Raw genomic sequence first — 21,555 nt, forward strand, 5'->3', positions numbered from 1 at the left:
TTCAGCGTGAAGGGCCGAGACCTACTGTGTGGCAGCCGATTTCCCGCCGGTCCGAGACGCCTGCCGGTCGCCGGGCGGGGCGTATGGAAACCGCTAGGAGATCTGGCGGAACCGCGAGACTCGCAGGTACTTTCTACGCTTTACCATCCATTAAGGGGGGTCGTGGGAACGCCAACGGTCAGTCAGGTCAAGGCTCTCGATGTGAGTCCGCTGCTCAGCCTCGCCGACGAATGGCGGCAGGGACATCAGGCCGCGAGCGGCCATCAGAGCACTGTCGCGTCGAATGTCGCTGATTCGCAGGACTTCTGGCGCAGCGCCGGCGGCGATACCATGCGGGATCGGCACGGTAGGACCGACTTGTTCCTGACGCATACGATCGATGCACTGATGGCGGGCGACAATGCCGCGCGAGACGGGCATGCGGCGATCACGGCCAGTCATCAGCAGGCGCAGAACAAGATTCAAGATGCCGAGGACGCCGGGTATCGTGTCGATGAAGACGGATCGGTGCATCTGTCCACCGCGCAGAAACTCTTCTCGGCGGCACTGAGTCCGGTCGCCGGGCTGCTGAGTCTGGGTTCCATGTCGCGAGGTGCGTCGCAGCACAGCAATATGATCATGTCCGCGCTGGGATCGCTGGGGGACACCCTGGACAGTTCCGCGCACAGCATCACGGGCGCGTTCCAAGGATTGGCCTCGCTGACCGGTCTCGGTGGCGGACGCCGGCCCGACTACTACACCATCGATTTCGGTGCGTTCTCACCGTGGTTGATCGGCGGCGGTGGCGTGGTCACGATCACGCGCCAGGGGCATGTCTACGTCGGTCCGCAGATCGGCATCGGGACACCCGGCGATATCGAACTGCCGATGGCGCGGGCGGGCTGGATCGACGAGGGAAAGACTCCTTCCGCCGGAGACATCGACAGCTATGTTCACGGCTGGGGTGTCACCGTGACCGGCCAGGCCGGTCCGGGCGTCCAGGGATCGGTCGGCGAAACCTGGGGTGGCGTACCCGATGTCAGCCACGGCAAGGATTTCTCCACGGAGGTCGGTGGCGGCGTCGGAACTCCCGGCGCTGCCTTGACCGGCAGCTACATGTTCAGGATCTGGTGACATGAAATACGTGGGTGACACGATTCTGATCGTGGTCGGGCTGGGTGTTTCGACGCTCGGGCTCCTGCTGGTGCTGAACTTTCGCGATCTGGCCACCCGGCTGGTCGCCTACGGCCGCACGCATTCGCCGTCGAGCCGAGGGTTCCCCACTCTGCCCGGAGGTATCGCACTGATCCTGATCGGCCTGCTGATCGTCGTACTGACATTCACGAAGATAGTTCTAGGGAGATGACAATGGGCGATCGATCGGTCGAGGTGCACCCCGAGTCCGTGCTGAAACTCGGGGGCACCTTCGCGGCCGCAGGCACCGGAATCGGCGAGATCACCACGCACACAGCGCTTCCCGGTGTCGAGAGCGGCCTGAACGGGACCGCTGTCCCCGGCGCCTGCCACTTCGGCGCCGGTTTGGGCGCCCTGGCTCTGCAGATCCTCGCCGATCATCTCGGCGAACTGGGAGAACACTCGGCGTCGGGTGCGGTCGAGTACGTGGCGAACGACTCCCGGAACGCACAGGATTTCTGCAATCTTCAGGAATGAATTCGATAGTCGCACAGGAGGATCGGGTGACCGAATCACTATCCACCCGGATGGATCGCCTCGCCGGAGCGGTGGCGACCAGCCATGTTTCGCTGATATCGGACGGCATCTCCGTCGACGTCCGGGCGAACGGCCACATCATTGCCCTCGATATCGGTGATGAGGCGATTGTCGAAGGTCGTCCGCTCGGACCGCGGATCGCCCGGCTGCTCAATGCGGCTCGCGATCGGGCGCAGGCGCAGGTCGAAGACCTGGTGGCCGAGGTGCACGCCGATCCGCGCGTCACGACAATCGTTGAGCAGCTCAGTGATTCGCCTGAGCGCGATCTGCCGCAGACCGCCCGGGAACAATGGGACGAGGACTACCCGCACCGCCGCACGTCGATGTTCTTCGACCAGTAGGTCATTTCAGTCTCTCGGCGACTTCCTTGCTGACCGACTCCTGATAGATGTCGGCATTGGTTCGCGAGTCCTTTACCAGGTCATCGCAGAAAGCCGCGACATCACTGCCGATCAATTCTATGACGCCTTTGTCGGCTGCGACGCCTTCCTCGAAGAAATCGAGAATCCCGGAAAGCAAGTCGCCTTCGACCAGATCGACCGGCCCGATCTTGAAAAAGTACTTCTGCATCTCCTTGTAGACGATCTGATAGTCGGGTGGGAGCGCCTTGACTCGCGCCATGTGCGCTCGCCACTCCTTCTTACCTTCGATGATGTCGCGGATACCCACCTTATTCTCCTAGCCGGTCCAGTTTTCTGGCCACATTCTTGTTCAGCTGCTCGCGCCATCTGTCGCGATAGGTCTTCTGACTCCCGGCTCCTTCCGCGCCGGCAATCGCCGCGCAGAAGGCCCTGATGTCATCGCCCAGCGCCTCGTGGACGCTCTGACCCTCCGCCGCTGTCACCTCGAGGAAACCCAGGGTGTTGTCGAGGATCGGCATCAGGTTGCGACCGGTGAATTCCGAGTAGGGCGAGAGCTGGATCTTGATCTCCGCCCATGCCGCTCGATACTCGGCCGGAAGGGCCTCGGCCCGGGCTTCGAAGGCCCGGTATTCCCTGGTGAGATCGCTGCCCGTGATTGTCTCCCAGAAGTTCATTGCGCGCTTCCTTTGAGCTCATTGATACGTGATGAGACGAATTCCCATTTCGCCCAAAATAGTGCTAGTTCTTTGCGGCCCGCGTCGTTGAGTGCGTAAAATTTGCGCGGCGGCCCGACTTCGGAGGGTCGTTTCGACACATCGACCAGCCCGTTCTTCTCCAACCGCAGCAGGATGGCGTAGACCGTGCCTTCGATGACGTCCGTGAAACCGAGATCATTCAGTCGGCGCGTGATGGCGTAACCGTATGTCTCCTCGCCGTCGATGATCACGAGGACGCAGCCTTCGAGCGCGCCTTTCAGCATCTCCGTCAAATTATCCGTAGCAGCCCCTTTCATCGAAGCGCACTACTCTGCGCTACTGACTACCACTAGACTGTAGCGCAGAGTAGTGCTCGGGACAACACTGCCGCCCACGTCACCGAACGGCTCGGTGACGTTCGGTCTCACTTCGCCGTCGACATCATTCGGGCTCGCGAACGCAGGGTCGCCTTGTCCGAGGCGTCCAGCCAGGCTGCTTCGATCCCGTTCTCGGTGAACCTCATCAGTTGCTCGGGGCCGTATCCGAGCGCCCGCACCAGTGCGACCAGATCGTGCGTGGGATCGGTGCCGAACATGGGCGGGTCGTCGCCGTCGATGGTGACGGCCAGGCCCGCGTCCACCATTGCGGCGATTACCGCGTGGGTGCCGTCGCCGGATCCGGAGTAGCGCCCGATATCGGAGCTCACGGGGGTGCAGGTGAAGGGGATGCCTTCGTCGCGGCAGCGGCGGGTCAGGGCCGGGTCGGTGACGACGTGGTAGCCGTGGTCGATGCGTTCGCAGTCCAGCAGGTCCAGCAGCGTGATGATGTTCTGGGGCGGACCGGATTCCGAGTGTGCGGTGCGGTGTAATCCGGCTTTCTTCGCCAGTGCGAACGCCTCCGCGAATCGCTCGGGTGGGCCGGTCACTTCCTCGTAATCGAGTCCGATGCCGAGGATGTCGTCCGTGCGATGGCGAATCACATTGCGCACCAGCTCGATACCGTCGGCCGGATCGGCATTGCGGTTCATGGCGAAGATCAGCCGGCAGACGATGCCGTGGTCGGCTTCGGCATCGCGGAGTCCGGCGGTGATGCCCTCGATCATGGTGGGGTAGTCCACGTCCGGGTGCGAGGGCGGGCTGATGAACATCTCCCGGTAGATCACATTGTGTTGTGCTGCGAGCGTGAGGGTTTCGTAGGTGGTGCGGTGGAAGTCGTCGCGGTCGAGCATGACCGCGCCGACCAGATCGAGTACTCGCAGGAATTCGCCGAGGTTCTCGTACGAGCCGTGGTCGTAGAGGGTTTCGGCGGTGCGGCCGTCGGGCATCGGCACCCCGTGCTTGGCGGCCAGTTCCGCCACGGTGCGCGGGTGCAGGGTGCCGGTGAGGTGGCAGTGCAGGCTGACCTTCGGCATGGCGGCGGCGAAGGCGAGAGTGTCCTGGGCATCAGGCAACGGAGGCTGCTTTCACTCGTTCGTTCATGTATTCGTGCGCTGTCACGACCGGGTAGTCGACGCCGCCGCCGATGGGTGGCGCGAGCGGTGTGATGGCGAGGTCCATATCGATTTCGAAGAACGCGATCAGTGAGATCAGGTCTTCATCGGGCGCGGAATCCGACGGCGGCAGCACCCGGTGCCGGGTCGATCGCCAGCGGTCGCCGGTCCAGCGGGCCAGCATGTCGGCGATATTCACCGTCAGCGCACCCGGCACGAACGGGGCATCGGCCCAGGTTCCGTCGAGGGACTGCACCTGCAATCCGCCGTAGCCGACCTGCCGGTCCAGGATGGTGAGCGTTCCCCAATCGGTGTGCGGTCCGACCCGGTACTGGCCTTCAGCCGCGGGGCCGGTGATGCCGATCGGGGGATATCTGTTGATATTCAACGAATCCGGCGCATCGGCGGCCCGCGAGACGAAGTAGTCGGCCTCCAGGCCGAGCGCGACCGCGCACATCTCCAGCAGTTCCAGGAACAGGGCCCGCACTCGGGCGGTGTAGTCCAGCACCAGTTCCCGCAGTGCCGGTACCTCGGCGGGCCAGACGTTGGGGGCGAACCACGCGGCGTCGAGTTCCGGATTGCCCGTGTGATGTTCGCGGCCGGCGGTGAAGGTCTCCTTCAGATCCGGTTTGGCGGCGTCGGGTAATTCACCGTAGTAGGAATTGGCTTCGACGCCGGTCGCCAGCCAGCCGCGACCGCCGACCGCGGTGGCGTAGGGGAGTTTCGCCGACTGCGGCAGAGCGAAGAATGACCGTGCGGCGCTGCGGAGTTCGGCCATCAGGCGATAGTCGATGCCGTGTCCGGCGACCAGGAAGAAACCGGAGTTCTGCATGGCCTCGTCGAGACGCGCAGCCAGCGCCGCACGTTCGGCCGCGGTGCTGGTTCGCCACCGCGCGACGTCGATGAGGGGGATATCGGGGACGATCACTGCGAAACTCCTTCTTTCAGATGAATATCGGCCTCCACAGTGGCGGGAAGCGTGACGCCGGAACGTATTTCGAGCTTGGTTCGGTAGCCGCGGCGTGCGAGTAGCCAGTAGGAAATTCCTCCGACGCCGAGCCCGGCGAAGACGGACAGATCCATGCCGCCGACCGCCTGCGCGATCCAGCCGGACCACACGGTGGTGACGAGCCACAGCGCTGCGGCGGCCATACCGAGTACCTGGGCGATGACACCCGGTTTACCCCAGCGCGCGGGCCGTTCGAGAGAGGTGTCGGAATAGCGGGCGCGCCGCAGGAAGTAATCGACCACCAGGATCGCCGACCACGGCGCGAACCAGACGATCATGAAAAGCAGGAAGTTGCTCAGCGCGGTGTTGAAACTGCCTGAGGACAAGACGATTCCGGCCAGCACCGTGCACATCGCCGAGTCCAGGAGGACGGCCGCGATCCTGCTCAACGGCAGACCCGCGGACTGCAGTGTCAAACCCGAGGAATACAGGTTCAATCCATTCAGCGCGCCCAGCTGGACGATCAGCAGCAGCAGGAACGGCACCGTGAACCACCCCGGGAACGCCGCGGGCAGACCGCTCACCGGATCGCTGGCCGCCGGGGTCACGAACCCGACACCGACACCGACCAGCATCAGCAGAATCTGCGGCACCGCCGCGCCGGCGGCCACCGCGGCCACATGTCGTGTGCGGCCGGTGTTTTCGGGCAGGTAGCGCGAGACATCCGCGGCATTGGGCGTCCAGCCGAGCCCGGATCCACTGGCCACCAAGGCGATTCCACCCAGGAACGCGGCCCAGTCCCCGGCCGCTATGCCGGGTGTGTGCAAGCGATCCATGGTCAGGTAGGCCAGCACCGCGAATCCGGCGGCGAACGGCAGCACCATCGATCGCACGGTGCGCAGGATGGCGGCGTGCCCGAGCAGTGGCAAGGCGCTCTGGCCGAGCGAAAGGACCACCATCACCACCAATTTGGTGGATCCGCTGACGTGCACCCCGGCCATATCGAGCAGGGCGTTCACGGCGAGCACCATGAGCACCAGGTCCAGCACCTCGTATCCGACCTGCATGGCCCAGTTGAGCAGTGCCAGCGGCCGATTCCCCCAGCGGCCCATGATCGCCCGGCTCACCACGAAGGTCGGGGTCCCGGCGGCCGGGCCGATGAGACTGCACAGGCCGGTGACGATCCAGGTCAGATTGCCGATGACTACCGCCAGCACGCACTGCCACGGTGCGAGCCCGAGGGTCACCAGCAGCACGCCGTAGACGACGGTCAGGGGATTGAGCACGACGCCGCCCCAGAGTCCGGACAGCTGCAGGACCGATCCTCGTCGTTCCTCGGCGGGTATGCGGTCGATGCCGCGTTGTTCGACGGTGATGCGCCGAGGTGTCGCTGTGCCTTGCATGTGGGCACTCCTGATAACTCGATAGGCTGGAACCACGCCTGATACTGACTGCTGTGGGCATTCAGATTCGGTAAATTGAGTTACGTCAGCAGTCAGCACTCGTTAAGGTCAGGTGAAGTCGGCGGTGGAATCCCTCGAAGAGGACCGAGTAGCCAGATCAGTCGGTGCGCTACTTCGCGAGCTTCGTGAACAGGCAGGGCTCTCGACCCGGGCGCTCGCGTTGAAAGCTGGGATCAGTCAAGCCTTCCTGTCGCAGCTCGAGCGCGGCGCGTCCACCCCGTCGGTGTTCACGATCTACCGCCTCGCCGAAGCGCTGCATGTCGCGCCGGGTGCACTGCTGCCCGCCCCGCCCACGGCGCCCGAGCTCATACGCGTTATTCGCGCCGACGAAGGGGAGATGATCGCGGTGGCCGACCGCCCCGACTCGGCCCTCGGCCGCTTCATGACCCTGGGTACCGACTCACAACTCGATATCAGCGAATATCGCATCGCCCCAGGACAATACGTCTCCGAGTGGTGGCAGCTGGACAGCACCGGCGAGGTCGCCCTCTACGTCGTCGCCGGCAACCTGGACATCGAATTCGAACCCTCGACCCACTACCGGCTCGGCCCCCGCGACGTCATCACGCACCCAGCGGCCTTACGCAACCGATGGCTCCCGATAGACGGCGACCCCATCCACCTGACCGTGGTGATGAGCCGCCCCGCTCTGCCTTGATACTGAAGGCATTCGGGCACGGTTCGGCAGGGCAGCGACGTTGCCCGGTGTGTTTCACCGATACCTCGCCGTCAAAACAGTCGGTACGGATGTCTCGTCGTCCATCCGCCGGATCCCGGGCCGGGGGCGAAGGTCGCGGATGCGAGGGTGTGTACGCTCCGGAATTCGGCAGCGCTGATTCACCAGCCGTGAAGGAGATCCGGATGCCTGTGCAGTCCGAGGGATTCGGGATGACCGATCGCAGTGGTGCGGTGTGAACGCGGCCTTCGAGCTGTTCGGGGAGCATGTGCTCTGGACCGACGCGATCGGGAACGTGCTCTCGCTGGCGGTGGTGTGGCTGGCCATCCGCAAGACGGTGTGGACCTGGCCCGTGCAAATGGCGGGTGCGCTGTTGCTGCTGTCCGCATCCCTGCACGCGCACGTGCCCGGCAATGTGCTCAAGCAGCTGCTGTTCCTCGTGCTGGCCTGTTACGGCTGGCTGACGTGGACCCGCGGCACCCGGGACCATCGGGAACTGCTGGTGCGGTCGGCTTCCCGCCGGGAGCGGCTGACCCTGCTGGGACTGCTCGTGATCGGAACAGTGCTCGTGGCGGAACTGTTCGAGCACCTTTCGTGGCTGCATATCGCGTGGTCGCCGTGGGCGAATGCGTACGTATTCGTCGGTAGCGCCATTGCGACATTCGCGCAGAGCCGGGCGCTGGTGGATTTCTGGATCATCTGGATGCTGGTCGACCTGGTCGGTGTGCCGCTGGCGCTGAAGTCCGGGCTGTATGCCTCGGGCGCCGTGTACGGAGTCTTCTTTGTGCTGGTGTTGCTCGGGTTCATCCGCTGGCGCCGCGAATACCGCGCTCGCCGAGACGGTTTCGTATTTTCTGAGTGACATTGTGTACACAGTGATTGGCACGGAGGTGACGGCGGAACTTCAATAGTCGTTCTGCGTGTCCCCTTCGTGCTTTGTTTCCAAACGCATACGATATCGGCGGTGTAGCGATAATGCTCGGCTCCAGCCACCCGACCGTAAGCGCAAGGGGAGCGAATGAAGCATTCCGCCGGTGCCCGGATTCCCGTGTGGCTGGGAGTGATCGCGACAGCCGTCACTCTGGTCGCTCTGCCCGCCGGGATCGCGAGCGCGGACTCGGGGTCGGCCGGATCATCGTCAGGATCGGCCGGATCGTCGTCGGGCTCGGCATCCGGATCCTCTGATTGGATCGACGAATTCCCGTCCGGACCGCTACCCGCTCCGCGCGGGCCCGCCACCGCGATCGTCGTACTGGGCTACGGTCTGCTCCCCGACGGCGCGATGCGCCCGGAACTCGTCGAACGGCTACAAGCCGGATGCATCCAAGCATTGCTGGCGCCCGCCTCGCCCGTCATCCTCACGGGCGGCAATGCGCGCAACGGTGTCACCGAAGCGCAGGCGATGGGGGATTGGTTTGTCTCGCATGGCATTTCGGCAGATCGAATCCATCTGGAGCAGGACGCCCAATCAACCGTGGACAACGCCGACAATTCGGCAGCGATCATCCGCGAAATCGGCGCACGAGACGCCGTCGTAGTGACCTCGGCCGACCACATCGCCCGTGCTGTCAGGACATTCATCGAGGCGGGGGTAAACGTGGTGGGCACGGTGACGCCCGAGCAGGTACCCCGGTTCGACTGGCTCTACCAGTCGATGACCCGCCGCTGACCAACCAACGCGAATGGCTTCGGACGATCCCGCGCCTGCTATGCCGGCGCGGGATCAGTGCGAAAAATTGGGCTAAAGATCATCTCCCGCAGTCGGCTTGTCTGCAATAGCAACGATATAGTCCAGCCAAGGGCTCCAAAACTCGGCTCCTCTTCGGCCGTACGAGATCCGAATCAACGGATTGATTCTCCTCATCTCCGGCTGCCTGAGTTTACGGCTGACAAATTCCGCATATTGCGGGTAGACGTGATGCCGGATGGAGTAGACTTTCACGTCTTTGAAGCCGGATGCTATGAGCGCTTGGCGGTATTGTTCCGCATTGGTGTGATTCTGGGGGCCCGTCGTGAATATTCCGTGCACCAATTTTTCCAGGGGGCGTAGCCGCCTGATCCTGCTCGGAACATACTCATTCGCGAGCGGCACGACGTCGGCGGTCACCAATCGGCCGCCAGGTGCCAGGATTCGGAATGCTTCATCGAAAAATCGTGAACGCGACGGAAAGTGAAGCGCTGATTCGACCGCGGTCACTTTTGTTACGGACGCATCGGGCTGAGGTAGATCGCTTGCGGACCCGTGTATGTACTCTACGATATCGCTGAGTCCCAACTCAGCGGCCCGCTTGCTCGCGGTCTCGACCTGTTTCGCGGATATATTTACGCCTGTAATTCGTTTCGGGCCAAATTCATCCGCCCAGAGAAAATCTTGATCGCCGAATCCGCAGCCGACGTCGACCACTACATCATCGGACTCGAGATGCGCTTCGGCCGCTACCAGCCGAGCCAATGCGGCGCCCGCTTGATCGAACGTTTGAGGATTGTCTTTCCAGTAGCCCAGATTAAAGAATAGCGATTCCTCGCCTAGCCAGTTGGATGCAGTGAAAATGTCGTCGTACACACGACTGAATCGATCAGGAATCCCGGGTACGAAGGCCAGGGATGCCAACCACCCCCATTCGCGAGTCCACCGCAAAATGCGTCGGGCCGAGGTCTCGGAGTCACGAAATTCCATAACTGTCATGGCTTGCCCCCTCCAGGCGATGGAACCCCGCCGATATGCGGGGCCAGTCGCCGATGCTAGCAGTCTGTCCGCGCCGTTGTCAGAACATGTTCCTCAGCAAACTTCGAGCTGGGCGAGGGCATGGGAAGTGCTCGTACATCGGTGTCAGCGTAGAGACTCTTGCATCAAACAGGAACGTGTTCTACGTTGATGAAGTGGTTCTGACCGGCCCGACGATCCTGCCGGGCACGGGCAACGCGGCTTCGGGGGATCGACCGTTCTGCTCGCGAGTTCGACCAGATCTGAGGGGTGGGAAAATAGGGTATGAGGAGTCGTATATCGGCGCTCGCGGCGTTTCGGGTATCAGATGCCCACGCCCATCATCGCGAATGCGGTGTCGACCTTTCGATGACCATGGCAGCGGCCCGCACCTCGGTAGGCATCTAGAAATTCAGGGCCTGGTTCGTCCTGTGCCGATGTCCTTCACGACCATTTCGTGGTTTATCCCGACCGATACCCACGACAACACATCGCAACCCAAATTCATTCGACTTGGATAGGGAATTGGTATGACTCGGGTATATCCAGGGCGCGCGGAGCTTTTCGATGACGAGCCTGAGCGGGCGCAGCCGATCGCGATAGTGGGGATAGGCTGCCGGTATCCCGGCGGTGTGGAGTCGTCCGAAGACCTGTGGCAGTTGGTTATCGACGGCCGTGATGGGCTGTCGGATTTTCCGGCAGACCGCGGGTGGGACCTGGAACACCTGTACGACCCGGAGCCGGGGGTGCCCGGCAAGTCCTATGTGCGCGTCGGCGGATTTCTCCATCAATCCTCCGAGTTCGACGCCGAGTTCTTCGCGATCAGTCCTCGCGAGGCGTTGGCGATGGAACCTCAGCAGCGAGTACTGCTGGAAACCGCATGGGAGGCACTGGAATCGGCGGGCATCGACCCATCCGCGCTACGCGGAAGCGACACCGGAGTGTTCTGCGGGGTGATGCACAACGACTACGGCGCCGGTGCCGGCGCGCAGGTTCCCGTCGACGTCCAGGGCTATCAATTGACCGGCGGTTCGACCAGTGTGGTCTCGGGTCGGGTGTCGTACGTGCTGGGCTTGGAGGGCCCGGCGGTTTCGGTGGACACTTCGGCCTCGTCATCGTTGGTGGCGCTGCATCTGGCAGTCCAGGCGTTGCGGTCGGGGGAGTGTTCGCTCGCGCTGGCCGGTGGTGTGACGGTGATGTCCACGCCCGCGACGTTCGTCGAGTTCTCCCGGCAGCGGGCGCTCGCTGTCGATGGTCGGTGTAAACCGTTCGCCGACGCGGCCGACGGGACGGCGTGGGGTGAGGGCTCGGGCGTGCTCGTGCTGGAACGGTTGTCCGATGCCCGGCGCAACGGACATCAGGTATTGGCAGTGGTGCGGGGTAGCGCGGTCAATCAGGATGGTGCGTCCAATGGTTTGACCGCGCCGAACGGTCGCTCCCAGCAGCGGGTTATTCGGCGTGCGCTGGCCGATGCCGGGGTGTCCGCGGCCGAGGTCGATGTGGTGGAGGCCCACGGTACGGGGACCAGAGTGGGCGATCCGATCGAGGCGCAGGCGTTGCTGGCCACCTATGGGCAGGACCGCCCGGCGGATCGGCCGGTGTGGCTGGGTTCGGTCAAATCCAATATCGGGCACACCCAGGCGGCTGCCGGTGTGGCCGGCGTGATCAAGATGGTGCAGGCGCTCCGTCGCGGAATCCTGCCCAAGACGTTGCACGTGGATACGCCGTCCACACAGGTGGATTGGAACGCCGGGCGGGTCGAGCTGCTCACCGAACAACGCGACTGGCCGAAGGTCGATCGGCCGCGTCGCGCCGCGGTGTCGGGGTTCGGTGTCAGTGGTACCAATGTCCACGTCATCCTCGAGCAGGCGCCGGAGTCGGTGACCGAACCTGTGACCGGTGGGGGCGGGCCGGTGGCGTGGGTGGTGTCGGGCCGGACGCCGGAGGCATTGGCGGGGCAGGCGGATCGGCTGTCGCATTATCTGCTCGAGCGTGCGGATGTGGATCCGGTGGATGTGGCGGTGACATTGGCGGGGCGGTCGCGGTTCGAGCAACGTGCGGTGGTCGTGGGCGGGGACCGAGCGGCGTTGCTGGAGGGTTTGGCGGAGGTGGCACAGGGGCTGGCCGGTGTCGGCACTGTATCGGGAACCGCACGCGCACATGGCAAAACGGTGCTGGTGTTCCCGGGTCAGGGCGCGCAGTGGTTGGGGATGGGCCGGGGATTGTCGGCTCGGTTTCCGGTGTTCGCGCAGAAGATGGCCGAGTGTGATCGGGCGTTCGCTCCTTTGGTGGAGTGGTCGTTGCTGGATGTGCTTGCCACCGATGATGCGGGGTGGCTCGAACACATCGAGATCGTGCAGCCGGTGTTGTTCGCGGTAATGGTGTCGCTGGCGGAGTTGTGGCGTTCGGTCGGTGTCATACCCGATGCGGTGGTGGGTCATTCGCAGGGAGAGATCGCCGCGGCTCATATCGCGGGCGGGTTGTCGCTCGAGGATGCCGCCCGGCTTGTGATCAGGCGGTCGGCGGCATTGACGGCGTTGGTAGGCCAGGGCGCGACGGTATCGGTGTTCGCGTCGCGGGAGCGGGTCGAGGAGCTGCTCACCAGGTACGACGGGTTGTCGGTGGCGGTGGTCAACGGCCCGAGATCGACGGTGGTCTCCGGCGCGATCGAGCCGGTGGAGTTGCTGTTGGGTGAGTGTGAGCGGCGTGGCATCCGGGCCCGGCGGGTGGCTGTGAACGTCGCCTCGCATTCGGCCCAGATCGACCAACTCCGTGATCACCTGATGCAGGCACTGACCACAGACCGGACACCACCACTCGAGACCGGATCGCCGCGGGCGGCGTTCTATTCGACTGTCACCGGTACGGTTCTGGATCCGGCCGGGTTGGATGCGGACCATTGGTACCGGAATCTGCGGAACACAGTGTGTTTCGAGCAGGCGGTGCAGGCGTTGCGCGCGGACGGGTACACCACGTTCGTCGAGGCGAGCCCGCACCCGTTGCTGAGTGTCGACATCGAACAGATCTGTGAGGCTTCGGTTTCCGATGATGGCCGGGACCCGGTGATCGTGGGTTCGCTGCAGCGCGACCAGGACAGTGTTCTCGCGTTCACCCGCTCGATGGCTCGCTTGGATGTGGCGGGCGTGGGGGTGGCGTGGGATGCGGTGCTGGCGGGTCGTGGGCGGCGTGTGGAGTTGCCGGGCTATGCGTTCCAGCGTCGCCGGTATTGGTTGAGTACGCCGAGGGTCGGCGATGCGGGGTTGTCGGGGTTGTCGGAGGCCGGGGATCCGGGGCTCCATCCCGTCCCGGAAGTTGTGGTGGGGTTGCGGCAGCGGTTGGCGGGATTGGCGTCTGCCGAGCGAAAGACGTTGGTACTGGACACTGTTCGTGGTCAGGTCGCGGCCGTACTGGGTCACGACAGCGCTGTGGCTATCGATGCCGGCCGCAATTTCCGGGATCTGGGTTTCGATTCGCTGACCGCGGTCGAGGCGCGCAACCGGTTGAATACTGTCACCGGGTTGCGGTTGCCTGCGTCCCTGGTCTTCGACTATCCGACACCGGATGCGGTGACCGCGTACATCCTTACCCAGCTCACCGACACCGATATCTCCGCGGCTACGGAATCGGCATCGGTGGTGTCGTCGTCGGATCCGGTGGCGATCGTGGGCGTGGGGTGCCGGTTTCCGGGCGGGGTGTCTTCCGCAGAAGAGTTGTGGCAGTTGGTGATCGACGGGCGTGATGTGATCTCGGGGTTCCCGGCCGACCGCGGCTGGGACGGAGTGTTCGATCCGGCGCCGGGTGTGGCGGGCAAGTCGTACGCGAACGAGGGCGGATTCCTTTACGACGCAGCCGAGTTCGACGCCGGGTTCTTCGGCATCAGTCCGCGTGAGGCGATCGGGATGGACCCGCAGCAGCGGATCCTGCTGGAAACGGTATGGGAGGCACTCGAACACGCCGGGATCCGGCCCGCGACGCTGCGGGGCAGCGACACCGGCGTATACGTCGGTGTGATCGACCAGTCCTACGGTGGTGGTGATGGGGTCGGGGATCGCGAGTTCACCGGTGCGACAGCGAGTGTGGTGTCGGGCCGGGTGTCGTATGTGCTGGGGTTGGAAGGGCCTGCGGTATCGGTGGATACGGCATGTTCGGCAGGTCTGGTGGCGTTGCATCAGGCGGCGGCCGCATTGCGTGCGGGCGAGTGCTCGCTGGCCTTGGCCGGTGGCGTGACGGTCATGGCGACGGCGGGAATGTTCGTCGAATTTTCGCGGCAGCGAGGGTTGGCGCCGGACGGGCGGTGTAAACCGTTCGCGGAGGCGGCTGACGGGACCGCGTGGGGTGAGGGTTCGGGTGTTCTGGTGCTGGAGCGGTTGTCGGATGCGCAACGTAATGGGCATCAGGTGTTGGCGGTGGTGCGGGGCAGTGCGGTGAATCAGGATGGTGCGTCGAATGGTTTGACCGCTCCGAATGGTCCTTCGCAGCAGCGGGTCATTCGGCGGGCGTTGGCCAATGCTGGGGTGTCTGCAGATGAGGTCGATGTCGTGGAGGCGCACGGCACCGGCACCACGCTGGGTGATCCGATCGAAGCGCAGGCGTTGCTGGCGACTTATGGTCAGCGCGATCGTGATTCGGAGCCGGTGTGGCTGGGTTCGGTCAAGTCCAATATCGGGCACACTCAGGCCGCGGCGGGGCTGGCCGGGGTGATCAAGATGGTGCAGGCGCTCCGTCGCGGAATCCTGCCCAAGACGCTGCACGTGGATACGCCTTCCACACATGTGGATTGGGCGCTGGGGCATGCGGGGGTGCTGACCGTGGCGCGGGAGTGGCCGGATGTCGATCGGCCGCGTCGTGCCGCGGTGTCGGCGTTCGGTATCAGCGGCACCAATGCGCACGTCATCCTCGAACAAGCACCGGTGAGCGAGCAGGCACCGCAACAACAGACACCGACGGATGCGACGGTGCCGGTGGCGTGGGTGGTGTCGGCGCGGACCGCGGATGGGTTGGCGGGGCAGGCATCTCGGTTGTCGGCCTATCTGGGGCAGCGTCCGGATGTGGATGCGGTGGATGTGGCCGCGACCCTGTCCGGACGTTCGCGGTTCGATCATCGTGCGGTGATCGTCGGCGCGGATCGGGCCCAGTTACTGGGCGGGCTCGACGCGGTGGCACAGGGGCTACCCGCCGGCACTGGTGCGGTGGTGTCGGGGGTTGCCGGTCGACACGGTAAGACAGTGTTGGTGTTCCCGGGTCAGGGTGCGCAGTGGCTGGGCATGGGGCGGGAGTTGCTGGTTTCCTCGCCGGTGTTCGCGCAGGCCATGACCGAGTGTGATCGGGTGTTCTCCGCATTGGTGGACTGGTCGCTGCTCGAGGTGCTCGACGGTGGCGAAGGTGCGCCCTCGCTGGAGCGCGTCGAGGTTGTGCAGCCGGTGTTGTTCGCGGTGATGGTGTCGCTGGCGCAGCTGTGGCGTTCGGTCGGTGTGGAACCCGATGCCGTGGTGGGTCATTCCCAAGGAGAGATCGCCGCAGCCTACGTGGCCGGTGTGCTGTCGCTCGAGGATGCCGCCCGGATCGTGATCCTGCGCTCAGCGGTGTTGACGGCGCTGGCCGGTCAGGGCGCGATGGTGTCGGTCGGGCTCGCGGTCGAGCAGGTCGAGCGACTGCTCGAGAGGTTCGACCGGTTGGCGGTGGCCGTGATCAACGGCCCGGCATCGACCGTGGTGTCCGGTGACATCGGGCAGACGGAGTTGTTCCTGACCGAGTGTGAGCGACTCGATGTTCGCGCCCGCCGGATCGCGGTGGATTATGCCTCGCATTCTCCTCAGGTCGAACAACTCCGCGATCACCTGCTCGACGCACTCACCGAAATCCAGCCGCGTTCACAAGGTTCCACCGGTTCGTCGGGGGTGGTGTTCTATTCCACCGTCACCGGCACGATCCTGGACCCGAGTGAATTGGATGCCCGGTACTGGTTCCGAAATTTGCGGGAAACGGTGCGTTTCGAGCAGGCCGTGCAGGCATTGCACCGCGACGGATACAACGTGTTCGTCGAGGCGAGCCCACACCCCCTGCTGACCGTCGACATCGAACAGATCTGTGCGGCAGCCGATCCCGGCAGCAGCACTCCCTCGGACAGCCATGACCCGGTGATCGTGGGTTCGCTGCAGCGTGGCGAGGATTGCGCGGTCGCGTTCACGCGTTCGATGGCCCGCTTGGATGTGTCGGGTGTGGAGGTGATGTGGGATGCGGTGCGCCAGGGTCGTGGTCGTCGGGTCGAGTTGCCCGCGTACGCGTTCCAGCGTCGCCGCTATTGGTTGACCTCGACCGGGACCGGTGACGCGGTGTCGCTGGGGTTGGCCGGGGCCGGGCATCCGTTGCTGGGTGCGGTGATGGTGTCCGCGGACACGGGTGCGGTGGTGTTGACAGGTCGGTTGTCGCTGGCGTCGCAGCCGTGGCTGGTCGATCACGCGGTCGGTGGGGTGGTGTTGTTCCCCGGCACCGGGTTCGTGGAGTTGGCGATGCGGGCCGGGGTGGAAGTCGGATGCCCGGTATTGCGGGACCTGACATTGATGACGCCGTTGGTGTTGACCGCAGAGACCGCGGTGCAGCTGCAGGTCGTGGTCGATGGGCACGATGAGCAGGAGCAGGGCGTGCGGCGGGTGATGGTGTATTCCCGTGATGCCGAGGACCCGCAGGCGGGCTGGGTCACGCACGCCGAGGGCGCGCTCGAGCGGGAGGGTGGCGAATTCGCGAATTCGGTTGCCGCCGTTGCGGTGTCGGACGGATTGGCAGTGTGGCCGCCACGCGGTGCGGTGGCGGTGGCGGTGGACGATCTGTATTCGGTGCTGGCCGATCTCGGATATGACTACGGTCCGACATTCCAGGGGTTGCGGTCGCTGTGGCGTCGTGGTGAGGAGTTGTTCGTCGAGGCGGCATTGCCGGATTCGGTGAGTGATGCGTCGGGGTTCGGGCTGCATCCGGCGTTGCTGGATTCGGTGCTGCATGCCACGGTGATGGCTGCCGATGCCGGTGGCGAGGTGATGTTGCCGTTCGCGTGGTCGGAGGTGTCGCTGCATGCGGTCGGCGCGTCGGTGGTGCGGGCCCGGATCCGGCCGGCCGATTCCGGTACCGCGGTGGCGATCGAGGTTGCCGACACTACCGGGCACTCGGTGCTGACGGCTGGATCGCTGACCTTGCGGCCGGTGTCGCCGGGACAACTGGGCGCGGCGAGCACGCGTGAGCGGTTGTGCGCGGTGCAGTGGACACCGGCGCCGACTCCGACTCCGATTCCGAGTTCGGGGCCGGCGCCGGAGTCTCGGGTGTTCACCACGGTCGAGGGATTTTTGGCGTGGACGCGCGACGACACTGTGACGGTGCCGCCGCAGGTGGTGTTCGACCGGCGGCAGACCGGCAACGCCGCTGCGGATGTACCGGAGCGAGTGCACCGGGCGACGGGTGAGGTGCTGGTAGTCCTGCAGAACTGGCTGGCTGAGTCACGTTTCGCCGCAAGTGTTTTGGTGGTCTTGACCTGCGGGGCGGTTGCGGGCGCGGGTGAGCAGATCGCTGATCTGGCCGGTGCCGCAATGTGGGGTTTGGTGCGTTCGGCGCAGGCGGAGGACCCGGGCAGAGTCGTGCTCCTGGACACCGATCACCCGGTCGACATACCGGGGGTGGCTCTGGCCGAGGTGTTGGCCTGTGGTGAACCTCAGGCGATCGTCCGTGGTGGGGTGCTGTACCAGGCCCGGCTGACCCGGCTGACCGATTCGCTGGGTCTCGTTGTGCCGGAGTCGGTTTCGTGGCGACTGGAAGCCGGTGACAACACCGTCGACGGGCTCGGCCTGAACCCGTGCGGTGCTGCGAATCAACCATTGGGGCACGGTCAGGTCCGCGTCGCGGTGCGGGCCGGTGGCCTGAACTTCAGAGACGTCCTCATCTGTCTGGGTGCGGTGGCCGCGGCGAACACCCTGATGGGCATGGAAGTTGCCGGGGTGGTCGTCGAGGTCGGCCCGGGGGTGGAGGACTTTGTCCTCGGAGACCGGGTGATGGGACTGATCGAAGATGGTCTGGGTCCTTTTGCGGTGACGGATCAGCGATTGATCGTCCATATGCCCGAGGGATGGTCGTTCGTCGATGCGGCCACGGTTCCGGTTGTTTTCCTCACCGCTTATTACGGGCTCCGGGATTTGGCTCAGGCCCGGCCGGGAGACACTTTGCTGGTGCATGCGGCTGCCGGCGGGGTGGGTATGGCGGCTACACAGTTGGCCCGGCACTGGGGGATCGAGGTGTACGGGACCGCGAGCCAGGGCAAGTGGAACACCTTGCGTTCCATGGGGTTCGATGAGCAGCACATCGGTGATTCCCGATCTCTGCACTTCGGGGAAAAGTTCATGGCGGCCACGGGCGGGCGTGGTGTGGACATCGTTTTGGACTCGCTGGCCGGGGAATTCGTCGATACGTCTTTGCGGCTGTTACCGCGCGGTGGTCATTTCTTGGAGATGGGTAAAACCGACATACGCGATAGCGGAGAAATCGCCGCTCGCTACCCCGGAGTGCAATATCGCGCGTTCGATCTCTGGGATGCCGGCGCGGATCGGATCGCGGAGATGCTGGCCGATCTCGAGACGATGTTCGACAAGGAAGTGATCGTTCCGCTGCCCGTCAAGACATATGACATTCGGCATGCGCGCGATGCCTTCCGATACTTCAGTCAGGCACGCCATATCGGAAAGATCGCCTTGTCCATCCCGGCGGGTTCCGATGGTGTGGATTCGGGCGTGGTGTCGGCGGTATCGGCGGGCACGGTGTTGGTGACCGGTGGGACAGGGGGATTGGGGGCGATGCTGGCTCGGCATCTGGTGGCCGAGTACGGGGTGCGGTCGCTGGTGTTGGCGAGTCGCCGTGGTCCGGTGGCGCCGGGGGCAGCGGAGTTGGTTACGGAGTTGTCCGGGCTGGGCGCGCGGGTGCGGGTGTTGGCGTGTGATGTGTCGGAGCGGGGGGCGGTGGCGGATGTGTTGGCCGCGGTTCCCGCGGATGCGCCGTTGACCGGTGTGGTGCATACCGCCGGTGTGCTCGATGACGGTGTAGTGGTGTCGCTGAGCCCGGACCGGGTGGATGCGGTGTTGGCGGCCAAGGCTGACGCTGCGTGGCATCTGCACGAGTTGACCCGTGAATTGGATCTGGGGTTGTTCGTGTTGTATTCCTCGGTCGCGGGTGTGCTGGGGACTGCGGGGCAGGGCAACTATGCGGCGGCGAATGCGTTCCTCGACGGGTTGGCCGAGCATCGCCGCGGCGAGGGCCGGACGGCGGTGTCGATCGCGTGGGGTTTATGGGCAGCGGGCACCGAGATGACCGGACACCTCGGCGATGCCGACACCACACGTCTGGGTCGGGGTGGGGTGGTGGCGATGTCGGACGAGCAGGGTTTGGCATTGTTCGATGCCGCTGTGTCACAGTATCGTCCGGGTGTGGTCGCTGCCCGTGTGGACATGGCCGCGCTGGCTGCCGGCGCCCGCGCGGGCACTTTGACTCCGCTGCTGGAGGGCTTGCTGCCGGAGGTCCGCCGCGTCCCGGAAGTTGTGATGGGTCTGCGGCAGCGGTTGGCGGGACTGACCGAGGCCGAGCGAAAGTTGTTGGTGCTGGAGGCTGTTCGCGGTCAGGTCGCGGCCGTGCTGGGCCACGACAGTGGCGTGGCCATCGACGCCGACCGCAATTTCCGGGATCTGGGTTTCGATTCGCTGACCGCGGTCGAGGCCCGCAACCGGTTGAACACCGTCACCGGGCTGCGGCTGCCCGCGACGCTGGTCTTCGACCATCCGTCACCGGAGGCGGTGGCCGTGCACATCCTCACCCAACTCTCCGACACCGATACCTCGGACTCGTTATCGCGTCTGGAAGAAGAGGTAATACAGATGGTCGAAAGCAAAACGTTGACCAATGAATTCTACTCGAGGCTGTTGAATGTGACCCGAATCGCCAGTCGGGCGAACGAAGACCGGGATACATCCTCGTCGGAGGACATCATGGCCATGAGTGACCAAACATTATTGGACCTGCTGGAGGACGAATTCGGCATCTCGTAGCGGTTTTCGGGAGCGATCGGCTCCATGGTGACCTCGCCATGGAGCCGTGGTCGTTCGATCCGATGCCGACGCCGGCTACGACGGTGCCTTGATGGGCTGCACCGAGATTCGCAATCCCTTGGGCGTGCGCGGCGGGAATGTCGTCATCCGCAGCGGTTCTCCAGGGTTCCCCGCAAACGCCAGCTCACAGGTGGCAAGCAAGCGTGCGATGGACAGCAGCGCCTGAATCTTGGCCCAGTTCTTCGCAATACATTCGCGCCTGCCGAAACCGAAGGGGGCGTAGCCCATCCGATTGCCTGTGCGCACATCGACGAATCGGTCCGCGATGAACAACGTGGGATCGGGAAAATGCTCTTCGGACCGATGTGCGGCGGTGGTGGCGATGATCACCATCGAACCTTCGCGAATCTGGAATCCTCGAAACTCGAAATCCCTTGCGGCGCGCCGGATCACACCCGGAGCGACGGGATTCAACCGCATGGATTCCTGCACGGCCGACCACAGGTGAGGCATGGCCGCCAGTGGATCCACCCCGCAGGGATCACCGTCGAAATAAGCGATCGCCTCCGCCCGCACCGCGGTGTGCAGATCGGGGCGCTCGAGGATGTCGAGCAGGGCGATGGCGATGGTGGAGGTGGAGGTGTCCGCGCCGCCGATGAATGGACCGAACAGGCTCAGGATCAGCTCATTACGGCCGATATCGCCGCTGCGGTACAGGTTCACCAGCGCGGTCGCCAGCGGCGGCTGCTCCGAATCGGACGATTCGGCGAGCAATGTGTCGGCCAGCTCGGTGACGTACGCCATCACCTGTCGCAGCGCGGACCGATACGGCGGCCAGGCCAACATGAGTTTCGGCCAGTGCCCGAGTGAGACTCGCAGCAGCACACTGTTGACGTAGAACAGGGTGTCTGTCATGTCCACCGCGTCGTCGGCCGGGACCATGGTCGCGCTCGCCTGGCAGACGAACAACCTCCGCAGTTCGGGCATCAGGTCGATGGATTTCTGTTCGATCCATCGTGCGACCATGAAATCGACCGCGCCCACCAGCTTTTCCGGATCGGCCGCATGACTCGAGTGGCCGCGCGCCAGGCGGCGGCGCAGGACCGCGTGCATATCGCCGTCCGAATCGGCGATGAAATGCTCCGCATCGAACTGTTCCCGAAAAGCCTTGAATCCGCCCGCAGCGATCAGTACACCGTTCTGCTCCAGACGTAGGAGCTCATCCATTACCTCTCGACCGGCGAATACGGTGGCTTCCATGTGCGGATAACCGACTCGGAACACGTTGCCGCACTCCGTGACCCCTCGAACCAGCAGGGCATTCGGATCCTTCAAGGTCTGCCAGGTGTTCCGAAACGCGGACTGCCGCATTTTCGGCGCCAGCTTGCCCCCCTTTTTCCTGCGGCCCATTCTATTCTCCCCTAACGGAATTCAGCA

Annotated in this window: 16 protein-coding genes and 1 pseudogene; 9 read left to right on the top strand and 8 right to left on the bottom strand. The window is 64.4% G+C overall.

The genetic code is table 11. The features are described 5' to 3' along the window. The first annotated feature begins 162 nt into the window (after nucleotides 1–162). From ABZX86_RS22830 to ABZX86_RS22845, 4 genes are read left to right on the top strand one after another with little or no spacing between them, the layout of a single operon-like run. A complete protein-coding gene (locus ABZX86_RS22830; RefSeq protein WP_355126475.1) occupies nucleotides 163–1,113 on the top strand; it encodes a hypothetical protein in 951 nt (316 codons plus the stop codon). Nucleotide 1,114: 1 nt separating this feature from the next. Further along, nucleotides 1,115–1,345 (top strand): hypothetical protein, encoded by a 231-nt coding sequence (locus ABZX86_RS22835; protein WP_355126477.1) that lies wholly within the window; start codon nucleotides 1,115–1,117, stop codon nucleotides 1,343–1,345. A gap of 2 nt (nucleotides 1,346–1,347) precedes the next feature. Further along, the gene (locus tag ABZX86_RS22840; RefSeq protein ID WP_355126479.1) at nucleotides 1,348–1,650 is read left to right on the top strand and encodes a hypothetical protein; all 303 of its coding nucleotides are present in this window, start codon (nucleotides 1,348–1,350) and stop codon (nucleotides 1,648–1,650) included. A gap of 26 nt (nucleotides 1,651–1,676) precedes the next feature. Continuing rightward, entirely contained in the window at nucleotides 1,677–2,051 is a 375-nt protein-coding gene (locus ABZX86_RS22845) for a hypothetical protein (RefSeq protein ID WP_355126481.1), read from the top strand. Between the two features lies 1 nt (nucleotide 2,052). On the opposite strand, the gene ABZX86_RS22850 is transcribed toward ABZX86_RS22845, so the two are convergent. The 6 genes from ABZX86_RS22850 to ABZX86_RS22875 all read right to left on the bottom strand — a co-directional run bounded on the left by ABZX86_RS22850 (nucleotide 2,053) and on the right by ABZX86_RS22875 (nucleotide 6,608). Continuing rightward, entirely contained in the window at nucleotides 2,053–2,379 is a 327-nt protein-coding gene (locus ABZX86_RS22850; RefSeq protein WP_355126483.1) for a DUF1048 domain-containing protein, read from the bottom strand. Nucleotide 2,380: 1 nt separating this feature from the next. Then, a complete protein-coding gene (locus tag ABZX86_RS22855; RefSeq protein ID WP_355126485.1) occupies nucleotides 2,381–2,746 on the bottom strand; it encodes a DUF1048 domain-containing protein in 366 nt (121 codons plus the stop codon). After that, nucleotides 2,743–3,051: a PadR family transcriptional regulator gene (locus ABZX86_RS22860; protein WP_355126487.1), complete on the bottom strand. Its 309-nt coding sequence runs from the start codon at nucleotides 3,049–3,051 to the stop codon at nucleotides 2,743–2,745. The genes ABZX86_RS22855 and ABZX86_RS22860 overlap by 4 nt, the downstream gene beginning before the upstream one ends. A gap of 140 nt (nucleotides 3,052–3,191) precedes the next feature. Continuing rightward, nucleotides 3,192–4,217 (bottom strand): adenosine deaminase, encoded by a 1,026-nt coding sequence (gene add / locus ABZX86_RS22865; protein ID WP_355126489.1) that lies wholly within the window; start codon nucleotides 4,215–4,217, stop codon nucleotides 3,192–3,194. Further along, nucleotides 4,210–5,184, bottom strand: a complete 975-nt coding sequence (locus tag ABZX86_RS22870; RefSeq protein WP_355126491.1) for a 2-oxoglutarate and iron-dependent oxygenase domain-containing protein — start codon at nucleotides 5,182–5,184, stop codon at nucleotides 4,210–4,212. The genes add and ABZX86_RS22870 overlap by 8 nt, the downstream gene beginning before the upstream one ends. Beyond that, complete coding sequence (locus tag ABZX86_RS22875; RefSeq protein ID WP_355126493.1) at nucleotides 5,181–6,608, bottom strand: cytosine permease; 1,428 nt, start codon at nucleotides 6,606–6,608, stop codon at nucleotides 5,181–5,183. The genes ABZX86_RS22870 and ABZX86_RS22875 overlap by 4 nt, the downstream gene beginning before the upstream one ends. A gap of 124 nt (nucleotides 6,609–6,732) precedes the next feature. On the opposite strand from ABZX86_RS22875, the gene ABZX86_RS22880 reads away from it, so the two are divergent. From ABZX86_RS22880 to ABZX86_RS22890, 3 genes are all read left to right on the top strand, one after another. Further along, nucleotides 6,733–7,326 (top strand): helix-turn-helix domain-containing protein, encoded by a 594-nt coding sequence (locus ABZX86_RS22880; RefSeq protein WP_355126495.1) that lies wholly within the window; start codon nucleotides 6,733–6,735, stop codon nucleotides 7,324–7,326. Between the two features lie 253 nt (nucleotides 7,327–7,579). Further along, a complete protein-coding gene (pnuC, locus tag ABZX86_RS22885; RefSeq protein ID WP_355126497.1) occupies nucleotides 7,580–8,206 on the top strand; it encodes a nicotinamide riboside transporter PnuC in 627 nt (208 codons plus the stop codon). Nucleotides 8,207–8,362: 156 nt separating this feature from the next. Then, nucleotides 8,363–9,013: a YdcF family protein gene (locus ABZX86_RS22890; RefSeq protein ID WP_355126499.1), complete on the top strand. Its 651-nt coding sequence runs from the start codon at nucleotides 8,363–8,365 to the stop codon at nucleotides 9,011–9,013. A 72-nt stretch (nucleotides 9,014–9,085) separates the two neighbouring features. On the opposite strand, the gene ABZX86_RS22895 is transcribed toward ABZX86_RS22890, so the two are convergent. Continuing rightward, nucleotides 9,086–9,907 carry a methyltransferase domain-containing protein gene (locus ABZX86_RS22895; RefSeq protein WP_355126501.1) on the bottom strand — a complete coding sequence of 274 codons (822 nt, stop codon included), beginning with the start codon at nucleotides 9,905–9,907 and terminating at the stop codon, nucleotides 9,086–9,088. Between the two features lie 728 nt (nucleotides 9,908–10,635). On the opposite strand from ABZX86_RS22895, the pseudogene ABZX86_RS22900 reads away from it, so the two are divergent. After that, nucleotides 10,636–13,281 (top strand): annotated as a pseudogene (locus ABZX86_RS22900) (type I polyketide synthase); the annotation flags it as partial. Nucleotides 13,282–13,365: 84 nt separating this feature from the next. Beyond that, nucleotides 13,366–20,118, top strand: coding sequence for an SDR family NAD(P)-dependent oxidoreductase (locus ABZX86_RS22905; protein WP_355126859.1), 6,753 nt, complete (start codon nucleotides 13,366–13,368; stop codon nucleotides 20,116–20,118). 75 nt (nucleotides 20,119–20,193) lie between these two features. Here the strand turns inward: ABZX86_RS22905 and ABZX86_RS22910 are convergent, their stop codons facing one another. Then, on the bottom strand, nucleotides 20,194–21,528 hold the full coding sequence (locus ABZX86_RS22910; RefSeq protein WP_355126503.1) for a cytochrome P450: 1,335 nt from the start codon (nucleotides 21,526–21,528) through the stop codon (nucleotides 20,194–20,196). Nucleotides 21,529–21,555: the final 27 nt, after the last annotated feature.

The sequence above is a fragment of the Nocardia sp. NPDC006630 genome (genome assembly GCF_040611495.1).
Lineage (GTDB): Bacteria > Actinomycetota > Actinomycetes > Mycobacteriales > Mycobacteriaceae > Nocardia.